19 protein-coding genes and 3 pseudogenes are annotated in these 20,134 nt (G+C 72.4%); 9 read left to right on the forward strand and 13 right to left on the reverse strand.

The genetic code is table 11. The annotated features are described in order from the left end of the window. Positions 1–35 precede the first annotated feature (35 nt). The gene (locus G7070_RS04730; protein WP_166232368.1) at positions 36–1,721 is read right to left on the reverse strand and encodes a DUF2207 family protein; all 1,686 of its coding nucleotides are present in this window, start codon (positions 1,719–1,721) and stop codon (positions 36–38) included. A gap of 37 nt (positions 1,722–1,758) precedes the next feature. On the opposite strand from G7070_RS04730, the gene G7070_RS04735 reads away from it, so the two are divergent. Continuing rightward, positions 1,759–2,934: a neutral zinc metallopeptidase gene (locus G7070_RS04735; RefSeq protein ID WP_166232369.1), complete on the forward strand. Its 1,176-nt coding sequence runs from the start codon at positions 1,759–1,761 to the stop codon at positions 2,932–2,934. A gap of 18 nt (positions 2,935–2,952) precedes the next feature. Here the strand turns inward: G7070_RS04735 and ispF are convergent, their stop codons facing one another. The 3 genes from ispF to G7070_RS04750 are packed head-to-tail and all read right to left on the reverse strand — an operon-like array spanning position 2,953 to position 4,623. Further along, a complete protein-coding gene (gene ispF / locus G7070_RS04740) occupies positions 2,953–3,423 on the reverse strand; it encodes a 2-C-methyl-D-erythritol 2,4-cyclodiphosphate synthase (RefSeq protein WP_166232371.1) in 471 nt (156 codons plus the stop codon). Continuing rightward, entirely contained in the window at positions 3,423–4,133 is a 711-nt protein-coding gene (gene ispD / locus G7070_RS04745) for a 2-C-methyl-D-erythritol 4-phosphate cytidylyltransferase (protein WP_166232373.1), read from the reverse strand. Before ispD ends, ispF begins: the two co-directional genes overlap by 1 nt. A 4-nt stretch (positions 4,134–4,137) precedes the next feature. Next, a complete protein-coding gene (locus tag G7070_RS04750; protein WP_166232375.1) occupies positions 4,138–4,623 on the reverse strand; it encodes a CarD family transcriptional regulator in 486 nt (161 codons plus the stop codon). Between the two features lie 356 nt (positions 4,624–4,979). Between G7070_RS04750 and G7070_RS04755 the strand changes: the two genes are divergently transcribed. After that, positions 4,980–5,564, forward strand: coding sequence for a hypothetical protein (locus G7070_RS04755; RefSeq protein WP_166232377.1), 585 nt, complete (start codon positions 4,980–4,982; stop codon positions 5,562–5,564). Between the two features lie 67 nt (positions 5,565–5,631). Here G7070_RS04755 and G7070_RS04760 read toward each other — a convergent pair whose 3' ends face one another. Both G7070_RS04760 and G7070_RS04765 read right to left on the reverse strand, forming a co-directional pair. Further along, positions 5,632–6,309 (reverse strand): response regulator transcription factor, encoded by a 678-nt coding sequence (locus tag G7070_RS04760; RefSeq protein WP_166232379.1) that lies wholly within the window; start codon positions 6,307–6,309, stop codon positions 5,632–5,634. Next, positions 6,306–7,436, reverse strand: a complete 1,131-nt coding sequence (locus G7070_RS04765) for a sensor histidine kinase (protein ID WP_166232381.1) — start codon at positions 7,434–7,436, stop codon at positions 6,306–6,308. The genes G7070_RS04760 and G7070_RS04765 overlap by 4 nt, the downstream gene beginning before the upstream one ends. Before the next feature lie 183 nt (positions 7,437–7,619). Here G7070_RS04765 and phoU point away from each other — a divergent pair, with 183 nt between their 5' ends. Then, complete coding sequence (phoU, locus tag G7070_RS04770; protein ID WP_166232383.1) at positions 7,620–8,285, forward strand: phosphate signaling complex protein PhoU; 666 nt, start codon at positions 7,620–7,622, stop codon at positions 8,283–8,285. Positions 8,286–8,398: 113 nt separating this feature from the next. Here the strand turns inward: phoU and G7070_RS04775 are convergent. Beyond that, a pseudogene (locus G7070_RS04775) lies at positions 8,399–9,147 on the reverse strand (phosphoglyceromutase). A gap of 164 nt (positions 9,148–9,311) precedes the next feature. Between G7070_RS04775 and G7070_RS04780 the strand changes: the two are divergent. Both G7070_RS04780 and G7070_RS04785 read left to right on the forward strand, forming a co-directional pair. Then, on the forward strand, positions 9,312–9,935 hold the full coding sequence (locus tag G7070_RS04780; protein ID WP_166232385.1) for an MGDG synthase family glycosyltransferase: 624 nt from the start codon (positions 9,312–9,314) through the stop codon (positions 9,933–9,935). Beyond that, positions 9,875–10,738 carry a glycosyltransferase gene (locus tag G7070_RS04785; RefSeq protein WP_166232387.1) on the forward strand — a complete coding sequence of 288 codons (864 nt, stop codon included), beginning with the start codon at positions 9,875–9,877 and terminating at the stop codon, positions 10,736–10,738. Before G7070_RS04780 ends, G7070_RS04785 begins: the two co-directional genes overlap by 61 nt. A gap of 98 nt (positions 10,739–10,836) precedes the next feature. On the opposite strand, the gene G7070_RS04790 is transcribed toward G7070_RS04785, so the two are convergent. From G7070_RS04790 to G7070_RS04800, 3 genes are all read right to left on the reverse strand, one after another. Further along, positions 10,837–12,072 (reverse strand): winged helix DNA-binding domain-containing protein, encoded by a 1,236-nt coding sequence (locus tag G7070_RS04790; RefSeq protein ID WP_166232389.1) that lies wholly within the window; start codon positions 12,070–12,072, stop codon positions 10,837–10,839. A 6-nt stretch (positions 12,073–12,078) separates the two neighbouring features. Then, complete coding sequence (locus G7070_RS19535) at positions 12,079–14,262, reverse strand: ATP-dependent DNA ligase (protein ID WP_166232391.1); 2,184 nt, start codon at positions 14,260–14,262, stop codon at positions 12,079–12,081. A 95-nt stretch (positions 14,263–14,357) separates the two neighbouring features. After that, positions 14,358–14,846, reverse strand: coding sequence for a M20/M25/M40 family metallo-hydrolase (locus G7070_RS04800; RefSeq protein WP_246227349.1), 489 nt, complete (start codon positions 14,844–14,846; stop codon positions 14,358–14,360). Here G7070_RS04800 and G7070_RS19175 point away from each other — a divergent pair. The 4 genes and pseudogenes from G7070_RS19175 to G7070_RS04815 all read left to right on the forward strand — a co-directional run. Continuing rightward, positions 14,845–15,252 (forward strand): annotated as a pseudogene (locus G7070_RS19175) (aldo/keto reductase); the annotation flags it as partial. The gene G7070_RS04800 and the pseudogene G7070_RS19175 sit on opposite strands and share 2 nt — an antisense overlap. A gap of 140 nt (positions 15,253–15,392) precedes the next feature. Further along, entirely contained in the window at positions 15,393–15,800 is a 408-nt protein-coding gene (locus tag G7070_RS19180) for an aldo/keto reductase (RefSeq protein WP_250645992.1), read from the forward strand. A gap of 223 nt (positions 15,801–16,023) precedes the next feature. Next, the gene (locus G7070_RS04810; RefSeq protein ID WP_166232394.1) at positions 16,024–16,773 is read left to right on the forward strand and encodes an SDR family NAD(P)-dependent oxidoreductase; all 750 of its coding nucleotides are present in this window, start codon (positions 16,024–16,026) and stop codon (positions 16,771–16,773) included. 224 nt (positions 16,774–16,997) lie between these two features. After that, positions 16,998–17,839 (forward strand): annotated as a pseudogene (locus G7070_RS04815) (aldo/keto reductase). Positions 17,840–17,917: 78 nt separating this feature from the next. Here the strand turns inward: G7070_RS04815 and G7070_RS04820 are convergent. The 3 genes from G7070_RS04820 to G7070_RS04830 are packed head-to-tail and all read right to left on the reverse strand — an operon-like array spanning position 17,918 to position 20,131. Further along, positions 17,918–18,277 carry a biotin/lipoyl-containing protein gene (locus tag G7070_RS04820; protein ID WP_166232396.1) on the reverse strand — a complete coding sequence of 120 codons (360 nt, stop codon included), beginning with the start codon at positions 18,275–18,277 and terminating at the stop codon, positions 17,918–17,920. A gap of 16 nt (positions 18,278–18,293) precedes the next feature. After that, positions 18,294–18,560: a hypothetical protein gene (locus tag G7070_RS04825; protein ID WP_166232398.1), complete on the reverse strand. Its 267-nt coding sequence runs from the start codon at positions 18,558–18,560 to the stop codon at positions 18,294–18,296. Between the two features lie 11 nt (positions 18,561–18,571). After that, on the reverse strand, positions 18,572–20,131 hold the full coding sequence (locus tag G7070_RS04830) for an acyl-CoA carboxylase subunit beta (RefSeq protein WP_166234978.1): 1,560 nt from the start codon (positions 20,129–20,131) through the stop codon (positions 18,572–18,574). Between the last annotated feature and the right edge of the window lie 3 nt (positions 20,132–20,134).

Genomic DNA, 20,134 nt, shown 5'->3' on the forward strand with positions numbered 1-20,134 from the left:
CTCTCGCGAGGGTCGGGGCCGTTCGGCGTCGGGGCTCAGCGCTCCAGCAGGCGGCCCTCGACGGTGGTGATGAAGTGGCGCAGGGACTCCGGCAGGTCGGAGAGCTGCCAGCCCTCGGGGCCGTGGTACCAGAACAGGTCGGTCTCGTCGGGGTCCGGGTCGGTGTCGGTGGCGGCCAGCCCGTCCAGCCAGCGGCCGAGCCCGCCCAGCACGATGGCGTACGGCAGCACCTCCGACAGCTCCAGCTCGGCCTTGTCGGCCGGCATCTCGTCGGTGGGCTGGGTCAGCAGTTGCCCGCGCAGGATGTCGAGGCCCTCCATGACCTTCGTGCCGTCCTGCGTGCGCGCCGGGGCGTCCTGCAGCACCCACCCGAATCCGGCCGCCAGGGCGACCAGCACCAGCCCGAGCAGGCCGAACGGGGTGAGGGCGATCAGCAGGGCGGCGATGACGGCCGCGACGCCGAGCCCGATCCAGGCGTTGGTGGCCGTGCTGGCCTGGTGCGCGTCGGGCCGGCGGCCGTACCAGCCGCGCTCGACGACGTCGTCGTAGAGCTGCCCCTGCAGCGTGGGCAGGACGTCGGCGACGCGGGCGGCGAGCTGCGAGACCCGGGCGGGCACGCCGTCGACGGGCGCCAGCGCCTCCACGAGGGTCTTCTCGTAGGGCCGCAGCTCCCGGTCGGCCGCGTCCCGGGTCACGAACTCCCAGTCGCCCTGCTCGAAGCGGCCCCGCGGCAGCTCGCGGATCAGGAACGAACCGTGCACGGCGAGGTCGACCAGGGTGGCGGTGACGTCGACGGGGTCGGCGCGGCCGTCCATCAGGGTGCCGACCTGGCCGGGACGGATGCCATCGCTGATCTCGAACTCGCTGTGCCCGGGGCCGACGGGGCGGAACGTCCCCACCAGGGTCGGGGTGATGTCGGGCGAGGGCTCGCGCCGCAGCCGGTGCGACAGGAGGTACAGGCCGCCGAGGCCGGCGAGCGCAACCAGCGCGGCGAGGCCGAGCGGCAGCGGGTCGAGCGAGAACGCCCGGTCCAGCGTCCAGTGGTGGGTGAGGATCTGGTTGGGGGTGACCGAGCCGGGCGCGAACCGCAGCGTCACCTGGACGACCTCGCCGGCGCCGCGGGGGCCGTCGTGGAAGGTCGGGTCGGGCACGTCGTGCGTGCCGCCCTGGTACCAGCCGCAGGCGCCGGGAGCGGCGGGCGGGCCGGCCTCGCAGTCGATCATGGTGAACGGGACGGGCGCGTGCACGGTGGCGTCGAACGTCTGGACGGGCATGTTGAGGCCCTGCAGCAGCCGCCACACGACCGTGGTGCCGGCGTCGGAGTCCAGCGCCGCCCCGACCACCGTGTACTCCAGCACGACGGGATCGGCGCTGGTCAGGGGCACGGTGACGATGTCGTAGCCGGCGTCGTGGCGGACCGTCGCGCCGGCGTCCGCGCCGCCGCGGGTCGCCTTGACGTCGCTGATCCGGAACTCGAACGAGCGGTTGCCCGTCGTCTCCAGGGTGGTCGCGAACCGCTGCACCAGGTCGCCGCCTGCGGCGTCCGGGGTGATGGTGGCCCTGACCCGCAGCGCGCCGTCCTGCGCGACGTTCGCCTCCGCGACGTAGCTGGTCACGGAGTCGGCGGCGTGGGCGGGGGTGGCCGTCGGCACGAGCAGCAGCGCGGCCGTGGCCAGCAGGAGCAGCCAGCAGCGGACCAGGCGGGGTTTCGCGGTTACCACGATGAGAACCTATCGCACGCACCGCTAGGGTGGCAGCGTGAGTCAGCAGCAGTGGGGAACCCCGCCTCCACCCCAGCCCGGCGGAACCTGGTCGCGCGGCCCCGCCCCGTGGCAGGGCGGCAGTTCGGGGTGGCGGCCGGACGCCTACGGGCCCCCGGCCGGCTACCAGCAGCGGCAGTACCCGCAGCAGCCCTTCCCCGGCTACCCGCAGCAGCCGCAGCCCGGCGCGCCCTGGCCGGCGCCCCAGCCGCCGCGCAAGCGCAGCGGGCTCGGCACCCTCATCCGGGTCGTGCTGGTCGTGATCGGCCTGCTCATCGCCCTCAACGTGCTGCGCGGCTTCCTCGACGGGCTCGGCGGCTCCGGTTCCACGCCTCCGACGAACCCGTCCGACCCGAGCGTCGGGTACCAGAACGAGGGCTACGTCCCGCCCGCCGTCGACAAGAATCCGCCCGCCGTGCCCGGGCCCCGGAACCTCGACGCCGCCAAGAAGCTCACCCAGGACAACCCCCTCTACGAGCAGACGGTGCCCGTGCCCACCAACTGCCAGATGCGGAACACCACCCCGGTGCAGCAGATGTCGGCCAACGCCAAGGAAGCCCACTTCAACGAGCTGATGGGCTGCCTCATGACGGTGTGGGTCAACCCGGTCGAGGACGCCGGCTTCACGCTGCCCCGCCCGCAGGTCTACGTCTACACCCGGCCCATCAAGACGGCCTGCGGCGACTTCGACGACCTGAACGCCGCCTACTGCGCCGGCGACCAGCGGATCTACTACGCCAACGACCTTTTCGAGGCGTTCCCGCCGTCGGTGTCGTCGGCCAACTACGGCGCCGAGGTCGTCCTGGCGCACGAGTTCGGGCACGCCATCCAGGCGCGCACCGCCATCCTGATCTCGGAGAAGTACCTCGAGCAGGACGCCTCCAGCAACGCCACCAAGCAGCAGCTCTCGCGCCGCACCGAGGTGCAGGCGGACTGCTTTGCCGGCGAGTACGTGCAGTCGGTCGCGCACAGCCAACAGCTCAGCGACGCCGACCTGCAGAGCCTGGGCCAGCTGATGTACAACATGGGCGACGACGTCCTGACCGGCAAGAAGGACTACGTCGGCGGGCACGGCACGGGCAAGGCGCGTCAGGACTGGTTCAACCGCGGTCTGGGCAGCGCCCAGCTGCAGACCTGCAACTCGTTCGTGGCGCCGGCCGACCAGGTCCGCTGACCTGCGGGCCGTGCGCGCTCAGGCGCGGGGCAGCAGCAGCGCGGTCGCGATCGCCGCGACGCCCTCGCCACGGCCGGTGAGCCCCAGGCCGTCGGTCGTCGTGGCGGCGACGGACACCGGCGCTCCGACCGCCTCGCTCAGGACGGCCTCCGCCTCGGCCCGGCGCGCGGCGAGCCGCGGCCGGTTGCCGATCACCTGGATGGCCACGTTCCCGATCTCGTAACCGGCGTCGGCGACGCGGCGGGCGGTCTCGCGCAGGAAGGCGGCGCCGGACGCCCCGGCCCACGCCGGGTCGCTCGTGCCGTAGTTGCTGCCCAGATCGCCCAGGCCCGCGGCGGACAGCAGCGCGTCGCAGGCGGCGTGGGCGGCGACGTCACCGTCGGAGTGCCCCGCCAGGCCGGCGGGCTCGTCGGGGAACGCCAGGCCGGCGCAGTGCATCGGGACGCCGGCGGTGAGCGCGTGGACGTCCGTGCCGATGCCGACGCGCATCAGCCCTCCTCGGACGCCAGCGCCTCGGCCAGCACCAGATCCAGCGGTTCGGTCACCTTGAAGGCGCGCCGGTCGCCCTCGACGAGGGTGATGGTGTGCCCCAGGTACTCCGCGGCGGCGGCGTCGTCGGTGACCGGCGTGCCGGTCTCGGCCAGTTCCGCGTGGGCCGCCTCGATGACCGAGCGGAGGAAGCCCTGCGGCGTCTGGACGCTCCGCAGCCGGGCGCGGTCGATGACGTGGGAGCCGTCGTCGTCGTCGACCTCGCGGACGCTGTCGGTGACCGGGACGGTCGGGATGACGGCGTCGGCCCCCGCGCGGACGGCGTCCGCGACCCGGGCGACGACCTCGGCGGGCACGAACGCGCGCGCCGCGTCGTGGATCAGCACCACGACCTCCTGCTCACCCAGCATCTGCTGCAGGGCCGCCAGGCCGGCCGCGACCGAGTCCTGGCGTTCGGCGCCGCCCGCGACGGTGGTGACGGGCAGGGGCGCCCGCTCGAGGACGGCGGCGAAGGCGTCCGCCGCGTCGGGCGGAACGACCACGACCGCGTGCTGGGCACCCCCGGCCGCCAGGCGGGCGAGCGAGCGGAGCAGCAGCGGGACGCCGCCGACCTCGACGAGCGCCTTGGGCACGGAGGCGCCGAGCCGGGAACCGGAACCGGCCGCCACCACGATGGCGACGACCGGCTCGGGCGTGGAGGGTGCACTCATCGCATCAGGACGCGAGCACCTCGTCGAGCATGACCTCCGCGCGGTCCTCCTCGACCTTCTCCGCCAGCGCGAGTTCCGAGACGAGGATCTGGCGCGCCTTGGCCAGCATCCGCTTCTCGCCGGCCGACAGGCCACGCTCGCGCTCCCGGCGCCACAGGTCGCGGACGACCTCGGCCACCTTCATGACGTTGCCCGAGTGCAGCTTCTCCAGGTTCGCCTTGTAGCGACGCGACCAGTTGGTCGGCTCCTCGGTGTGCGGCGCACGCAGCACGGAGAACACCTTCTCCAGGCCGTCCGCATCGACGACGTCGCGGACCCCGACGAGATCCAGGTTGCAGGCTGGTACACGAACCACCAGATCGTTCTGGCCGACGATCCTCAGCACGAGATAGAGACGCTCTTCACCCTTGATCGTGCGGGTTTCGATGTCTTCGATGACGGCCGTCCCGTGATTGGGGTAGACGACCGTTTCTCCGACTGTAAAAGTCATAGTGTTGACCCCTTCCCTCCGATCATCATACCACGGTCGTACACACGTTCAGGATCCGAAACCTGTAGCCAGAGTCGGGTTGGGGGTCTTGACAACGCTTTCCGAATGTGGTGTGGGCAGGGTGAGCCGCGATCCTAGGAGCCTTTCCCACCCTACGACCGTAGTCAGACCGGACCAAAGGCTTCCGCGGCGTGTCCCAATGCCGTCCGGGCGCCACCGGGACGGGCGGCCCCGGCCGAGGGGTTGCACTGAGGTCACGAACCGCCGTCAGGGATGGACTCCGCTACCGCTGGGCGCGCGCGTTTCGTTATGGTGAGGCGGAGAATTCGGTGCGACCAGACCAGGAGGCCTCTGCCATGCAATCCAGCACCCCTCGCCGCCGGGGCGCACGCCTCCTCGTCGCGGCGGTCGGCTCGGCCCTGCTGCTGTCCGGCTGCGGGTTCGGCGCCCAGACGCTGCAGCCCTACACCCCCGCGGAGGGCGTCAACGCCCAGGTGGGCACCGTCAAGGTGCGCAACCTCGTCGTCGTCAGCGACGAACAGGGCAAGGGCTACCTGTCCGCCTCGCTGGTCAGCTCCGCCAACGACACCCTCGTGAAGGTCTCGGGCCACCCGATCCTGCTCGACGGCAACGCGGGCTCCTCGCTCGTCGTGACCGGCACGCCCGTGGCGCTGTCGGCCAACAGCCTCGCGGTCCTCACCGAGCCGGCGGCCACGCTGCAGGTGTCGAGCTCCGACCTGCAGCCGGGTCTCCTGGCGGCGATCACCCTGGAGTTCGCCTCGGGGGCGCACGAGACGATCCAGACGCCGGTGCTCAGCCCGGAGGACCCCGTCTACGCCACGGTCTCCCCCGCGCCCGCGGCGACCGCGACCCCGCCGGCGGCCACGGTGTCCCCGGCCCCGGGCGCGACGCCGACGCCGACGCCGACGAGGACCCCCTGACCGTTCCTCGGCCCGACGACGGACGGCCCCTCCCGCCACCGCGCGAGGGGCCGTCGCCGTCTCGGGGTCAGCCCTCGAACTTGTAGCCCAGGCCCCGCACCGTGAGCAGCAGACGCGGGTGGGCGGGGTCGGCCTCGATCTTGCCGCGCAGCCGCTTGACGTGGACGTCCAGCGTCTTGGTGTCGCCGACATAGTCCGCGCCCCAGATCCGGTCGATGAGCTGGCCGCGGGTCATGACCCGGCCGGCGTTGCGCAGCAGCATCTCCAGCAGCTCGAACTCCTTCAACGCGAGCCGGACGCTCTCGCCGCCGACCCACACCTCGTGGCGCTCCACGTCCATCCGGACGCCGCCCGCCTCGATCACGTCGGGGAGCAGCTCGACGTCCTGGCCGCGCCGCAGCACCGCCCGGACGCGGGCGATCAGCTCGCGGTGGCTGAAGGGCTTGGTGACGTAGTCGTCGGCGCCCAGCTCCAGGCCGACCACCTTGTCGATCTCGGCGTCCCGCGCGGTGACCATGATGATGGGGACGGTGCTGCGCTGCCGCAGGCGGCGGCACACCTCGGTGCCGGACAGCCCGGGCATCATCAGGTCGAGCAGGACGATGTCGGCACCGTGCCGCTCGAACTGCGCCAGCCCCTCGGCGCCGTCGGCGGCCAGCAGGACCTCGAACCCCTCACGCTCGAGCATGAAGCCCAGCGCGTCGCGGTAGCTCTCCTCGTCCTCCACGATCAAGACCACGCTCATGCGTCCTCGTCCTCCTCCAGGTCCGGGGCTGCGGGCAGTTCCATGGTGAACGTCGACCCGCTGCCGACGCGGCTCCACAGCGAGATGGTCCCGCCGTGCGCCTCCACGATCTCGCTGACGATGGACAGGCCCAGTCCGGTCCCGCCCGTCTGCCGGCTGCGCGCGAAGTCGACGCGGTAGAAGCGCTCGAAGATCCGCAGCTGGTCCTCCTCGCTGATCCCGATGCCGTTGTCCGAGACCGCGATCGTGACGCGGTCCCCGTCGGGGCCGGGCACCAGGCGCGTCGTGACGACGACGCGGGCCCTGTCGTCGGAGTAGTGGATGGCGTTGTGCAGCAGGTTCAGCAGGGCGGTGACGAGCTGGTCGCGGCTGCCGCGGATCAGCAGCCCCTTCGCGCCGCTCACCGTCAGGCTGACGTGCCGCTGCTCGGCCAGGTGGCCGCTGCGCTCGATCGCGGTGGTCACCACGTCGTCGACGTCGACGACCCCCACCGTGGCCAGTTGCGTCCCCTGCACCCGGGACAGCTGGACGATCTGGGTGACGAGCTGGGTGAGGCGGGCGGCCTCGCGCTGGATCTTCCCCGCGAAGCGCTCGACCGCGTCGGGGTCGTCGGCGGCCTGCTCGGTCGCCTCCGCCAGGAGCGTGATGGCCCCGACCGGCGTCTTCAGTTCGTGGGTGGCGTTCGCCATGAAGTCCCGCGCCGACGCCTCGACCCGCAGCGCCGCGGCGCGGTCGTCGGCGATCACGAGCACGACGCCGTCGTCCAGCTTCACGACCCGGACGGCCAGCCGCTGGCCGGCGCGACCCGAGCGCGTCTGGTCGAGGTTCACCGTCGCGGTCTCGCCGGTGCGGCGCACCTCGCGGACCAGGTCGAGCAGGGCGGGGATCGCGACCCGATCCGCCCGCACCAGCCCGACGTCGGTGGCGAAGGAGTTGCACGCGAGGATCTCGTCCTGGTCCCCCACGAGGACCGCCCCGGCGCGCAGCGCGTCCATCACGCGCTGCCGTTCGGGGGTGGGGTCGGGCGGCGGCGCGGCCAGGCGCACCCGCATCAGCACGTAGGTGGCGACCACGGCGAACAGGGCCCCGACCACGACGCCGAGCAGGGCGGCCAGGGCAGGAGTCACGAGCCGATCATAGGACGACGTCACCGCCCGGTTGACCGCCTCGGCGGCCCGGACGCCGCCCCGGGCCGAGGGTTCACGCAGTGTTCACCCGGCGTTGGCCCAGCGGCGGGCCTAAGCTTTCGGCGAACCGTAGTGTTGGGGGTCGACGCCGTCCCACGATCACGTCAGGAGAGGAACGCAGCGATGCGCGCGAGTTACCACGAGGAGCTGTCGTCGGTCGTCGACGACCTCGTCACGATGACCGAGAAGGTCAGCAACGCCGTCGAGGACGCGACCCGGTCGCTCCTGGACGCCGATCTCGCCCTGGCCGAGAAGGTCATCGGCGAGGATGCTGAGCTCGACCAATTGCACGACGACCTGGAGGGCCGCTGCTTCACGCTGCTGGCCCGGCAGTCCCCCGTCGCGGGCGAACTGCGCACCATCATCGCGGCTCTGCGCATGGTGGCCGACCTCGCTCGCATGGGCGACCTGTCGGCGCACATCGCGAAGATCGCCCGGATGCGCTACCCCCGTCCGGCGGTGCCCGAGTCGATGCAGCCCAACTTCCGCCGCATGGCGACCCTGGCCGAGGAGATGGTCCAGATCGCCGGCCGGACGCTGCGCGACCGCAACGTCCTGGACGCCGAGAAGATGGCCGACGACGACGAGGAAGTGGACAACCTGCGGACCCACCAGTTCCGGCTGCTGCTGGACGAGAACTGGGACCACGGGGTCGAGGCCGCCGTCGACTGCGCCCTGCTGGGCCGCTACTACGAGCGGATCGCCGACCACGCCGTCCTGATGGGCAGCCGGGTCATCTACATCGTCACGGGCATGCAGCCCGAGGGCGAGAACTGGACCATCGCCTAACCTCTTCGGGCGCACGCGAGGCGTCCGGGGAATCGCCTGGAGCGCGCGCCTCCACAACGAAACAAACGCTCGGCCGGATTCTTGTCCAGCCGAGCGTTTTGTTCGTGTGGGTGTTACTTCTTGCCCTGGTTCTTCACGGCCTCGATGGACGCCGCCGCGGCGTCGGGGTCGAGGTAACGGCCGCCCTTGTGGATCGGCTTGAAGTTCTCGTCGAGTTCGTACACCAGCGGGATTCCGGTGGGAATGTTGAGCCCGGCGATGTCCTCATCGGAGATGTCGTCCAGGTGCTTGACCAGCGCGCGCAGCGAGTTGCCGTGCGCGGTCACCAGGACGGTCTTGCCCTCGGCCAGGTCGGGCTTGATGTCGGACTCCCAGTAGGGCAGCATCCGCACGACCACGTCGGCCAGGCACTCGGTCTGGGGGCGCTCGTCCTCGGGGACGTCCGCGTAGCGCGGGTCGTTCCACTGGCTGTACTCGGCGTCCTTGTCCAGCGGGGCGGCGGCACGTCGTAGCTGCGGCGCCACTCCATGAACTGCTTCTCGCCGTACTTCTCCAGCGTCTCGGACTTGTTCAGGCCCTGCAGCGCACCGTAGTGGCGCTCGTTGAGGCGCCAGGAGCGCGCGACGGGGATCCAGTGCCGGTCGGCCTCGTCGAGCGCGACGTTCGCGGTGTGGATCGCGCGGCGCAGCAGCGAGGTGTGCAGCTTGTCGGGCAGCAGGCCCTCCTGCTTGAGCAGTTCGCCGGCACGCTTGGCCTCGCCGGCGCCCTTCTCGTTGACGTCGACGTCCACCCAGCCGGTGAACAGGTTCTTCTGGTTCCACTCGCTTTCGCCGTGGCGCAGCAGGATGAGCTTGTAGGTCATGGCGGCAGTTTATCGCTGCGCCCGCCGGCGCGGGCCACGAACTGCGGCCAGCAGCAGCCCACGCCCCCGGGCATCGTCCGGCGGGCGTCCTGGCGCCTCGGGCGGGGGCGTCGCCGCCCGGCGACCGCCTCCCGCACGGCCGGCGTCCCGGTTAGGCTGCCCCGATGGAACGCAGGGTCATGATCCTCAGCGCCGGCGTCGGTGCCGGCCACAACAGCGCCGCCGCGGCCCTGCAGGGCATCCTGACCCACCGACCCGAGGTCGCCGAGGTCAGGACGCTGGACGTCCTCACGACCACGCCCGAGTTCTACCGGGCCGTCTACGACGACGGCTACTTCGAGATGGTCGCGAAGGCTCCGTGGCTCGTCGGGTGGGGGTACGACCAGGCCGACGGCCCCTTCCAGCTCGGCAGTCGCGTGCCGTGGTGGGATCAGATCAACACGACCGAGACCGTCGCCAGGATCACGGACTTCTCCCCCGACCTGGTGCTGGCCACCCACTTCCTGCCGGCCCGCATCGTCGCCAACCTGCAGACGTCCCAGGACCTCTTCACCCGGATGGCCATCGTCACCACCGACTACGACGTGCAGGGGTTGTGGATCACCAACACGTTCTCCCGGATCTTCCTGGCGCGCGAGGAGTCGCGGCAGTACCTGATGTCGGCGGGCTTCCCCGCGGACCGGCTCACCGCCTCGGGCATCCCGGTGCGCCACGAGTTCGGGCGCCCGTGGACCGGGCGGCCGTGCTGCGGCGCTTCGGGCTGCGCGACGACGCGCCGGTGCTGCTGATCTCCGCGGGCGCCGCCGGGGGCAGCTACACCCTGCGGATCGTGCAGCAGATGCAGGCGCGCGCCGAGGCCTTCCAGGCCGTCGTGGTGTGCGGCCACAACGCCGACCTCAAGCAGCAGGTGGACGCCCTCGTCGGCGAGGACACCGACCGCTTCCGCGTCCTGGGGTACACCACCGCGATGCCGGACCTGATGCGCGTGGCGGCGATCTTCGTCGGCAAGCCCGGCGGGCTGTCCTCCTCCGAGGCGATGGCCGCCGGCCTGCCCATGGCACTGATCAACCCGATCCCCGGGCAGGAGGTGCGCAACAGCGACTACCTGCTGGAGCAGGGCGCCGCCGTCCGCAACAACTACGAGTCGACGATCGGCTGGAAGCTGGGCGAACTGCTGGCGGACCCGGCCCGGCTGGAGCGGATGCGGGCGTCCGCGCGGGCGACCGGACGCCCGAACGCGTCCTCGACCGTCGTGGACGCGATGCTCGCCGACACCGACGGCCAGCTGTGGGTCAGCGACAAGGCGCAACGCTCGCTGCGGGAGGCGAGTCACGTCGGGCCCGACCACCCCGTCCGGCCCAAGCGGCGGCTGCGCACCCTGACCGATGTCGGGACGGGGCGGTCGGCCGCCCTCGTCACCCAGGGGCAGGTGAAGGAGATCTCGAAGGTGATGTGGGCCTCGGGCTCGAGCCTGACCCTGGAGCGCGGCCGCCTGCGCGAGATCAGCCCCCTGCGCCTGGACCCGACCCTGGTCACGCTGCTGCGCAACGTCCTGGGCCACCGCCCCGAGGTCAGGCTCGCCATCGACTGACCGGCCGCCGGTCGGGTGGCGGCGCTGTGGGGAAGCCGCGGTCGGGGCGGCGGCGCCATGCGGGAGCCGCAGGTCAGGCGCCATGCGGAAGCCGCAGGTCAGGGCAGCGGCTCGCCCGCGCGGAGGCGTCCGGCGTAGGGGTTCGGCACGACCAGCCCCGCGGCGTAGCCGGAGAGCCGGGCCGCCTCCCGGTCCAGTCGGCCACGCTCGGCGCGGGTGAGAGGGACGCGGGGCAACACCTCGACCGAGCCCGCGGCGTCCTGGACCCACGTGCCGACGATCCGGCCGTCCACCCAGGCGGTGGACGTGCCGTTGCCGACGGTGTCGTAGGCGTGGGGCGCCACGTCGGGCGGCAGGTGGAACGCCCGGTCGCGCCAGCCCATCGTGAGCGGATCCAGCGGCGGCAGGAGCGCCGCCCAGGGTCCCGGGTCGGCGTCGGGCTCCTCGTCGCCGGGCAGCACCCAGCCGACCGCGCCGCCGTCCAGCGCGACCGCGACGGCGGCCACGTCTTCCAGCGCGGCCCGGACGGCCGTCCTCGTGGCGCCCAGCCACCAGACCAGGTCGGCCTCGGTGCCCGGCCCGAACGAGCCCAGCCACCCGCGCACCAGCGCGGCGTACCCCGCGCGCGGCTCCAGCGCGGTGGTGGGCTCCCCCAGCCAGGCGGACGCCGGCGTCCAGCACTGCCGATGGCTGCGCCAGCCGCCGTCGTTGGGTCCCCGCGCGAGGACGCCCTCGGCGGTCAGCATCCCCAGCAGCGGCGCCGCGAACGAGCGGGGCGTCTCCCAGCGGCGCGCGTCCGGCCCGACCGTGGTGCGCGCGGCCAGCGCGGGGACGGCGGCGCGCACCTCTGCCGTGCCGCGCGGGACGCCGTCGGCGAGCGCGGCCAGCACCGCCCGGGTCGCGGCGGCGATCCAGGCCGCGCCGTCCTCGGCCGCGCCGTGCCGCTCCAGGTCGCGGATCAGCGCCGAGCGTTGCCCGGCAGCGGTGCGCGCGGACACGCTGCCCAGCACCGCGGGGAGCAGCGGGCGCGGGACCGCGAACAGGGTGCGCCGCATGGCCGGCAGCACGACGAGGTCGCGGTCGGTCTCCAGCGCGCGCCGCATCGTCTCGGGATGCGGGTCGCGGGCGCGGGCGGCGTAGGCCAGGTGGATCGAGGGCAGGTCGGTGCCGTGCAGCGCCACGGCCGCCGCGGCCGCCTCCGCGGGGGTTCCGACCCGGTGGTCGGGGTGCAGGGCGTGCCGGCGCGCGAGCCGGGCGCGGCGAGCGGCGTCCGGGAAGGGCCGCGGCGTCGCGCGTCCGCCGGCGTCCGGGGCGGACGGGCCGACCGCCGTCACCACCCGTCAGTCCGCCGTGCCGAGCACGTCGGCCAGGTCGTAGCTGACGGGCTCCTCCAACTGCTCGTAGGTGCACGACTCGGGCGTCCGGTCGGGGCGCCACCGCGAGAACTGGGCGGTGTGCCGGAAGCGCTCGCCCTCCATGTGCTCGTAGCGCACCTCCACCACCCGCTCGGGACGCAGCGGCGTGAACGAGAGGTCCTTCTTGGCGTTCCAGCGCGAGTGCGCGGCGGCGGTCGGCGTCCGGGGGAACGACTGATCGCGGTTGTCGGGCAGGTCGTCGGCGGGGGCCGCCCAGCTCCACGGGTGGCCCTCGAAGCCGGTGACCAGCGGCTGCAGCTCCTCGAAGAGCTCCCTGCGCCGCGCCATCGGGAACGCGCCGATCACGCCGACCGAGTTGAGGTTCCCCTCCGCGGTGAACAGGCCGAGCAGCAGCGAGCCGATCGCGTCCGGCTCGTCGCGGTAGAGCCGGTAGCCGGCCACCACGCAGTCGGCCGTCCGCTCGTGCTTGATCTTGTACATGACGCGCTTGTCCTCGGCGTAGGGCGCGTCCAGCGGCTTGGCGATGACGCCGTCCAGGCCGGCGCCCTCGAACCGGGTGAACCACTCCCGGGCCAGCTCGCGGTCGTGGGTGGCGCGGGTGAGGTGGATGGGCGGCTCGGCGTCGGCGAGCGCCTCCTCGAGCAGGGCGCGGCGCTCCTTGAACGGCTTCTCCGCCACGTTGGTGTCGCGCAGCGCCAGCAGGTCGAAGGCGACGAAGCTGGCGGGGCAGGACTCGCTGAGCTTCTTGATCCGGGACGCCGCGGGGTGGATCCGCTGCTGCAACAGGTCGAAGTTGAGCCGGTCGCCGGACTCGGGGTCGATCATGATGATCTCCCCGTCGATGCAGGCCGGGTCGGGGAAGTTGGCCTTCACCGCCTCGACGAGCTCGGGGAAGTAGCGGGTCATCGGCCGGGTGTTGCGGCTGCCCAGCTCCACCTGGTCGCCCGAGCGCCAGATGATCGTGCGGAAGCCGTCCCACTTGGGCTCGAACAGCACGTCGGCCTTCGGGAACTCCTTGACCAGCTTGGCCAGCATCGGCCCGAACGGCGGCACGATCGGCATGTGCCATTCGGCGTCCCGCTCGGCCTTGGGCGCCAGGTACTCCTCGGTGGGCCGGTCGGCCTTGCGCTTGCTCGGCGGGACCCGGGGCGGCTCGTTCGGCATCTTGGGGTAGTCGGGCGGGAAGTTCAGCTCGCCCAGCCCGCGCCCGAGGTCGGCGTCCCAGAGCTTGAGCGCGCCGTCCAGACTCCCGACGTGCTCGTCGATGTCGGCCCAGGGGTGCCCGCGCTCGGCGAGCAGCGCGGGCACGGTGCGCACGGTCAGGGTCGTGGGGTCGGCCTCGCGCAGTTCGTCCCAGGTGAGCGGTGTGGAGACGGGCGCCCACGGCAGCGGACGCGGCGAGTAGGCCCCGGCGATGGTGCGGTCGCGGTTGGCCTGGTTGAAGTCGACGAAGACCCGCTCCCCGCGCTCCTCCTTCCACCAACTGCTGGTGACCAGGTCGGGCAGCCGACGCTCCAGCTCGCGCGCGACCCCGATCACGCCGTGCCGGACGTCCTGGAACTCGTGGTCGGGCGTGATCCGGGCGTACACGTGGATGCCGCGGTTGCCCGACGTCTTGGCGTACGCCGTCAGCCCGACCTCGGCCATCACCTCGCGCAGCGCGAACGCGGCCTCGACCGCGTCGCGGAAGTCGCGTCCGGGCTGGGGGTCCAGGTCGATGCGGAACTCGTCGGGGTTGTCGAGGTTCGCGGTCCGGACCGGCCACGGGTGGAACGTGATCGTGCCCATCTGGGCCGCCCACGCCAGCGAGGCCGGCTCGTCGAACACCAACTGGTCGTGCCGGCGGCGGGAGGGGTAGGTGCAGGTGACGGTGCGCAGGAAGGACGGCGCCCCGCGCGGAGGCCGCTTCGAGAAGAACTCCTCGCCCTCGATCCCCTCGGGGAACCGCTGCAGCGTCATGGGCCGGTCGCCGTTCAGGTGCAGGAACGGTTCGGCGACCGCGAGCAGGTAGTCGGCCAGGTCGGCCTTGGTGACCGCGGGTCCCGCGTCCGTGGCCGGCCAGAGCACCTTGTCGGGGCTGGACAGCTTGACCGTGCGGGGGCCGTCGGGGCCGTCGACCTCGAGCATCCGTGCGTCTGCGGCAGGCATGCGCCACAGGGTATAGCCCCGCCCGCCGCCGCGGCGATACCCGGCGCCGGGCCCGGAGGCCCTCACCGGCCCCGCCCCGGCGGCCGGCCGAGGCGTCAGGCGCCGGGCCGGTGCTCCTCGTTGGCCAACTCCAGGACGGCCTGCAGCAGCACGTTGATCCCGTCGGCGCACGCCTCGGGGGTGGAGTACTCGCGCGGGTTGTGGCTGATGCCGTCGTAGAGGCCGGGGACGAAGACCATGCCGGCGGGGCTGAGCGCGGCGATCTCCCCCGCGTCGTGGCCCGCGCCCGAGGTGATGTGCTCGCACAGCAGGCCGAGGTTGGTGGCCTGCAGCCGCCCCCGCTTGTGGCGAGCCGCCCCCGCTTGTGTCAGTTGCCCACGTAGGAACGGGGGCAACTGACCCGAACGGGGGCGTCTGGGCATCGGGGTGAGCAGCCGGATCGCGCAGGCCTGGGCATAGGGGACCGCAGGAGCCGTCGCCCAGGCCTGGGCGTACGGGCCGCAGGAGTCGTCGCCCGCCGCGCGGCGCCGCCCAGCGGACGCGCACCCACGGCGTCCCGAACGGTGTCCTAGGTTGGCTGCCATGGCACGCATCCACGGCATCGACCGCGACATCCTCCCGCTCAACCTCGGCGGTAACCCCTTCGGCTGGACGGCCGACCGCGACGCCTCCTTCGAGGTGCTGGACGCCTTCGCCGCCGGAGGCGGGTCGTTCGTCGACACCGCCGACGTGTACTCGGCGTGGAAGCCGGGCAACGCCGGCGGGGAGTCCGAGCGGATCATCGGCGCCTGGATGGCCTCGCGCGGCAACCGCGACGACGTCGTGGTCGCCACCAAGACGGGTTCGCTCGCCGCCCGGCACGGGTTGGGCGACGCGACGGTGAAGGCGTCGGTGCGCGAGGCGCTGGAGCGGCTGGGCACCGACCGGATCGACCTCTACTACGCCCACCGCGACGACCCGGACACCCCGATCGAGGACCAGGTCCGCACGTTCGGCGGCCTCGTCTCCGACGGCACGATCCTCGCGATCGGGCTGTCCAACTACTCCCCGAGCGGCTGCGCGCCTGGATCGCGACCGCCGACGCGCTCGGGCTGCCGCGTCCGGCCGCCATCCAGACCCGCTACAGCCTGGTGTGCCGCCACGAGTACGAGCGCGACGACGCCCCCGTGGTGGCCGAGACCGGCCTGGCGTCCTTCCCCTACTCCACGCTGGGATCGGGCTTCCTCTCCGGGAAGTACCGCGGCGAGGCGGATCTCGTCGGCGAGCGCGCCGGCGCGGCCAAGCGCTACCTGGACGCCGGGGGCCTGCCGGTCGTCGACGCGCTGGCCGGCATCGCCGAGGCGCGCGGCGTCGCGTCCACCACCGTCGCGCTGGCGTGGCTGCTCGCCCGCGGCGTCACCGCGCCGATCGCGTCGGCCTCGCGCGCCTCCCAGGTCCCGGCGCTGCTCGCCGCAACAACGCTCCGCCTGACCGACGACGAGGTCGCCGCCCTGGACGCCGCGTCCGCCCCGTTCGTGGACCTCCCCTTCGCCGCCTGATCCGGCACCGGCCCGCGGGGCGCTGCCCGCAGCCGCCTGTTCCCGCGCTGGGTGCTGGACCGCGACGCCCCCGAACTCGAACCCGCGGGGCCTGACTGATTCCGCCGGGCCCGCCTATTCCCGCCTCGACCCGCGGGGCTGCCTCATCCCGCACGGGCCCGCGGGGTCGCGGCGCCGCGCGGGCGCCCCGCGGGCGGGGTCGCGGCGTCCTAGGATCGAGGGCATGACCACCACGAACGCTCCCGTCGCCGTCGTCACCGGCGCGTCCAGCGGCATCGGAGCCGCCACGGCGCGCGCCCTCGCGGCCGACGGCTACCACGTCATCTGCGCGGCCCGCCGCTACGACCGGGTCCACGACCTGGCCGCCGACATCGGCGGCGTGGCGGTGGCGTGCGACATCACCGACCCCGACGACGTCGCGGTGCTGGCCGAGGTCGCCGGCGACCGGGTGGCGCTGCTGGTCAACAACGCCGGCGGCGCCGTGGGACAGGAGCCGCTCGCCGAGGCCGACTTCGACGCGTGGCAGCGGATGTACGACACCAACGTCCTGGGCGCCGCCCGGGTCACCAAGGCTCTGCTCCCCGCGCTGGAGGCCGCCGAGGGCACCGTCGTGTTCGTCACCTCCACCGCCGCCGAGGCCGCCTACGAGGGCGGCGCGGGCTACAACGCCGCCAAGGCCGGCGAGCGCATGGTCGTCGGCGCGCTCCGCCTTGAACTGTCCGGGCACCCGGTGCGCGTCTGCGAGGTGGCGCCGGGCATGGTGCACACCGAGGAGTTCTCCCTCACCCGGTTCGGCGGCGACCAGGCCCGCGCGGACGCGGTCTACGCCGGCGTCCCGGACCCGCTGTCGGCCGACGACATCGCCGAGGTGATCGCCTGGGTGGCGTCGCGCCCGGCGCACGTCAACATCGACCGCCTGATCGTGCGTCCGCGCGCCCAGGCCGCGAACCACAAGGTCCACCGGGTCGGCTGACGCCCCTCACCGGGCCGAAGGGGTGACTATCTGATGCCCGCCCGCACGCGCTCCTCGAACCGCCGGCGCGCGACGCGGGTGCCGCGATGATCGCCGCCGCGGCGAAGTAGGCCGTCTTGTTGTGCGGCCACCTCATCGTCACCGACTACGACGGCCATGACGGCGTCCGCTCACCCCGGCAACCGCTTCCTCCCCGGCGGCCGGCCCGCACTAGGCTGACCGGCATGAACGCTCAACCCACGATCGAACTCAACAACGGCGTCCACATCCCGCAGCTCGGCTTCGGCACCTTCCGGGTCAGCGAGGACGTGACGCAGCAGGTCACCGAGGAGGCCCTGAAGGCGGGCTACCGGCACATCGACACCGCCGCCGGCTACTACAACGAGGCCGGCGTCGGCAAGGCGCTGAAGGCGTCCGGGCTCCCCGCGACGAGGTCTTCCTGACCACCAAGCTGCGCAACGGCGACCAGGGCTACGACAGCGCGCTGACCGCGTTCGAGAACAGCCGGGCGGCGCTGGGCGTCGACGTCATCGACCTCTACCTGATCCACTGGCCGGTCCCGAGCAAGGGCCTGGCGGCGGAGACCTGGAAGGCCTTCGAGAAGCTGTACGCCGACGGCGCGGTGCGCAGCATCGGCGTCTCGAACTTCATGCCGCACCACCTGGACGCGCTGATCTCGGGCTCCGACATCGTCCCGGCGGTCAACCAGTTCGAGATCCACCCCACCCTGCAGCAGCGCGCGGCCCAGGACGCCTGCCGCCTGCACGGCGTCGCCGTCGAGGCGTACGGCCCGATCGGCCAGGGCGAGGACCTCGCACTGCCGGCCGTCGTCGAGATCGCGCAGGCGCACGGCGTGACGCCGGCCCAGGTGATCCTGCGCTGGCACATCCAGGAGAACCGCATCGCCATCCCGAAGTCGAACACGCCCGCGCGCATCGCCGAGAACTTCGACATCTTCGGGTTCGAGCTCAGCGCCGACGAACTGGCTGCGATCGACGCTCTGGAGGCGGGCAACCGGATGTACCCCGACCCCGACCAGTTCGCCAACACGCAGTACCGCAGCTGACCCCACCCGGTCGGCGACGCGGACGCACAACGGCCGCCCCCTCCAGGCGAGGGGGCGGCCGTTGCCGTCGGCTGGGAACTAGCCGAGCTCGATGAGGGCCTCGCCGCCGGCGACGGCGTCCCCCTTGCTCACGAGGATCCGCTCCACCTTGCCGGCGGCCGGCGCGGTGATCTCGGTCTCCATCTTCATCGCCTCGAGGACGCAGAGGACCTGACCGGCCTCGATCTCGTCGCCCTCCTCGACCAGGATCCGCGCGACCGAGCCGGACAGCGGCGCGGTGACGGCGTTGGCCGACGTGGCGATCACGGTCGCGGACGACTGCACGGGCGAGCCGCCCCCACCGCCGATCACGATGGAGCCGACCTGCGGCTTCTCCTCCTCCTGGACGTCCACCTCGATGTCGTAGGGGATGCCGTTGACGGTCACCTTCAGCTTCATGAATCTGCCTTTCGGATCACCGCAGGTGCAGCGGCGCGTGGACGTGCTGGGAACGGCGGGTCGTGCTCTGCCACGAATCCGACCGGGTGAAGTGCGCCTGGCGGCGCTTGGCGCGGTGCCCGAGGTAGGCGGCCACGGCGGCCGCGATGGCCACCATGGTCTCCTCCGGCACGTTCTGCGCGTTGAGCAGCTTGATGCCCCGGATCTCGGTCTCGAGCTCCTCGACGCGCGAGGTGAGCAGCTTGACCGCTGCCAGCAGCTCGGCGTTGACGTCGTCGGCCATCTCTCCCCCGATCACGCCGGCCCGAGGCCGTGCTTCTTGGCCGGACGCAGCTCGCGCTTGTTCACCAGGATCTCCAGGGCCATCGCCACCTTGCGGCGGGTGTCCTCGGGGCTGATGATGTCGTCGACCAGGCCGCGGGACGCGGCGACGAACGGCGTCGAGAACGTGTCCTTGTACTCCTGGACGAGCTCCTCGCGCTTGGCGGCCGGATCCTCGGCGGACTCGATCTCGCGCTTGAACACGACCGACGCGGCACCCTCGGCGCCCATCACGGCGATCTCGGCGGTCGGCCAGGCGAACACCTGATCGGCGCCCAGGTCCTTCGAACACATCGCCAGGTAGGCGCCGCCGTAGGCCTTGCGGAGCACGACCGTCACCTTCGGGACCGTCGCGGCCGAGTAGGCGTACAGCATCTTCGCGCCGTGGCGGATGATGCCGCCGTGCTCCTGCGCGACGCCCGGCAGGAAGCCGGGGACGTCCACCAGGGTCACCAGCGGGATGTTGAAGGCGTTGCAGAACCGGATGAACTTCGACGCCTTGTCGGAGGCGTTGATGTCCAGGACGCCGGCCATGGCGGCGGGCTGGTTCGCGACGATGCCCACCGAACGGCCGTTGATCCGGGCGAACCCGATCACGATGTTCTTGGCGTAGCCGGCCTGGACCTCGAGGAAGTCCTGGTGGTCGACCAGGCGGGCGATGACGTCGCGGACGTCGTAGCCCTTCTGGCCGTCGACCGGGACGATGTCGAGCATCTGCTCGTCGGGCTCCACGTAGGGATCCGCGTCGATGACCGGCGGGTCCTCGGTGTTGTTCTGCGGCAGGAAGCTCAGCAGCTTCTTGGCGATGAGGATCGCCTGGGCGTCGTCGTCGGCCACGAAGTGGTTGACGCCCGAGACGCCCATGTGTGCGTCGGCCCCGCCCAGGGCGTCCTGGGTGACCTTCTCGCCGGTGACCTGCTCGATGACGCTCGGCCCGGTGATGAACATGTGGGCCTTGCGGGTCTGGATGATGAAGTCGGTCAGCGCGGGGCTGTACGCGGCGCCGCCGGCGCACGGGCCCGAGATGATCGACACCTGCGGGACCGCGCCGGAGAGCTTGACGTTGCTGTAGAACACCTGGCCGTAGCCGGACAGCGAGTCGATGCCCTCCTGGACGCGCGCGCCGCCGGAGTCGTTGATGAAGACGAACGGGGTGCCGCACTTGAGCGCGGACTCCATCATCTCGACGACCTTCTTGCTGTGCGTCTCGCCCGCGGAGCCGCCCACGACCGTGAAGTCCTGGCTTGCCACGTGCACGGGGCGCCCGAACACCGCGCCGGTGCCGGTGACGACGCCGTCGGCGGGCATGTCGAGCTTGTCCATGCCGAACGTGACCGTCCGGTTGCGGCGGAACAGGCCGATCTCCTGGAACGTGTCGGGATCGAGCAGCGCCTCGACGCGCTCGCGCGCGGTCAGCTTGCCCTTGTCCCGCTGCTTCTGCAGGCGGTCCTCGCCGCCGCCGAGGCGATCCTCGGCGCGCCGCTTCTGGACGAAGGCGGCCTGCTCCTTCATGCTCTTCGGCTTCTTGGCCATGGC

The sequence above is a fragment of the Propioniciclava coleopterorum genome, from assembly GCF_011393335.1.
GTDB classification, from domain to species: Bacteria; Actinomycetota; Actinomycetes; order Propionibacteriales; family Propionibacteriaceae; genus Propioniciclava; species Propioniciclava coleopterorum.

Excerpts from the sequence above, each read along its gene's own strand:
- ispF (WP_166232371.1), bottom strand. The coding sequence starts at position 3,423 with ATGCGCGTCGGCATCGGCACGGACGTCCACGCGCTCACCGCCGGCGTC.
- ispD (WP_166232373.1), bottom strand. The coding sequence starts at position 4,133 with ATGAGTGCACCCTCCACGCCCGAGCCGGTCGTCGCCATCGTGGTGGCG.
- G7070_RS04750 (WP_166232375.1), bottom strand. The coding sequence starts at position 4,623 with ATGACTTTTACAGTCGGAGAAACGGTCGTCTACCCCAATCACGGGACG.
- G7070_RS04755 (WP_166232377.1), top strand. The coding sequence starts at position 4,980 with ATGCAATCCAGCACCCCTCGCCGCCGGGGCGCACGCCTCCTCGTCGCG.
- G7070_RS04760 (WP_166232379.1), bottom strand. The coding sequence starts at position 6,309 with ATGAGCGTGGTCTTGATCGTGGAGGACGAGGAGAGCTACCGCGACGCG.
- phoU (WP_166232383.1), top strand. The coding sequence starts at position 7,620 with ATGCGCGCGAGTTACCACGAGGAGCTGTCGTCGGTCGTCGACGACCTC.
- G7070_RS04780 (WP_166232385.1), top strand. The coding sequence starts at position 9,312 with ATGGAACGCAGGGTCATGATCCTCAGCGCCGGCGTCGGTGCCGGCCAC.
- G7070_RS19535 (WP_166232391.1), bottom strand. The coding sequence starts at position 14,262 with ATGCCTGCCGCAGACGCACGGATGCTCGAGGTCGACGGCCCCGACGGC.
- G7070_RS04800 (WP_246227349.1), bottom strand. The coding sequence starts at position 14,846 with ATGGCAGCCAACCTAGGACACCGTTCGGGACGCCGTGGGTGCGCGTCC.
- G7070_RS04810 (WP_166232394.1), top strand. The coding sequence starts at position 16,024 with ATGACCACCACGAACGCTCCCGTCGCCGTCGTCACCGGCGCGTCCAGC.
- G7070_RS04820 (WP_166232396.1), bottom strand. The coding sequence starts at position 18,277 with ATGAAGCTGAAGGTGACCGTCAACGGCATCCCCTACGACATCGAGGTG.
- G7070_RS04825 (WP_166232398.1), bottom strand. The coding sequence starts at position 18,560 with ATGGCCGACGACGTCAACGCCGAGCTGCTGGCAGCGGTCAAGCTGCTC.
- G7070_RS04830 (WP_166234978.1), bottom strand. The coding sequence starts at position 20,131 with ATGGCCAAGAAGCCGAAGAGCATGAAGGAGCAGGCCGCCTTCGTCCAG.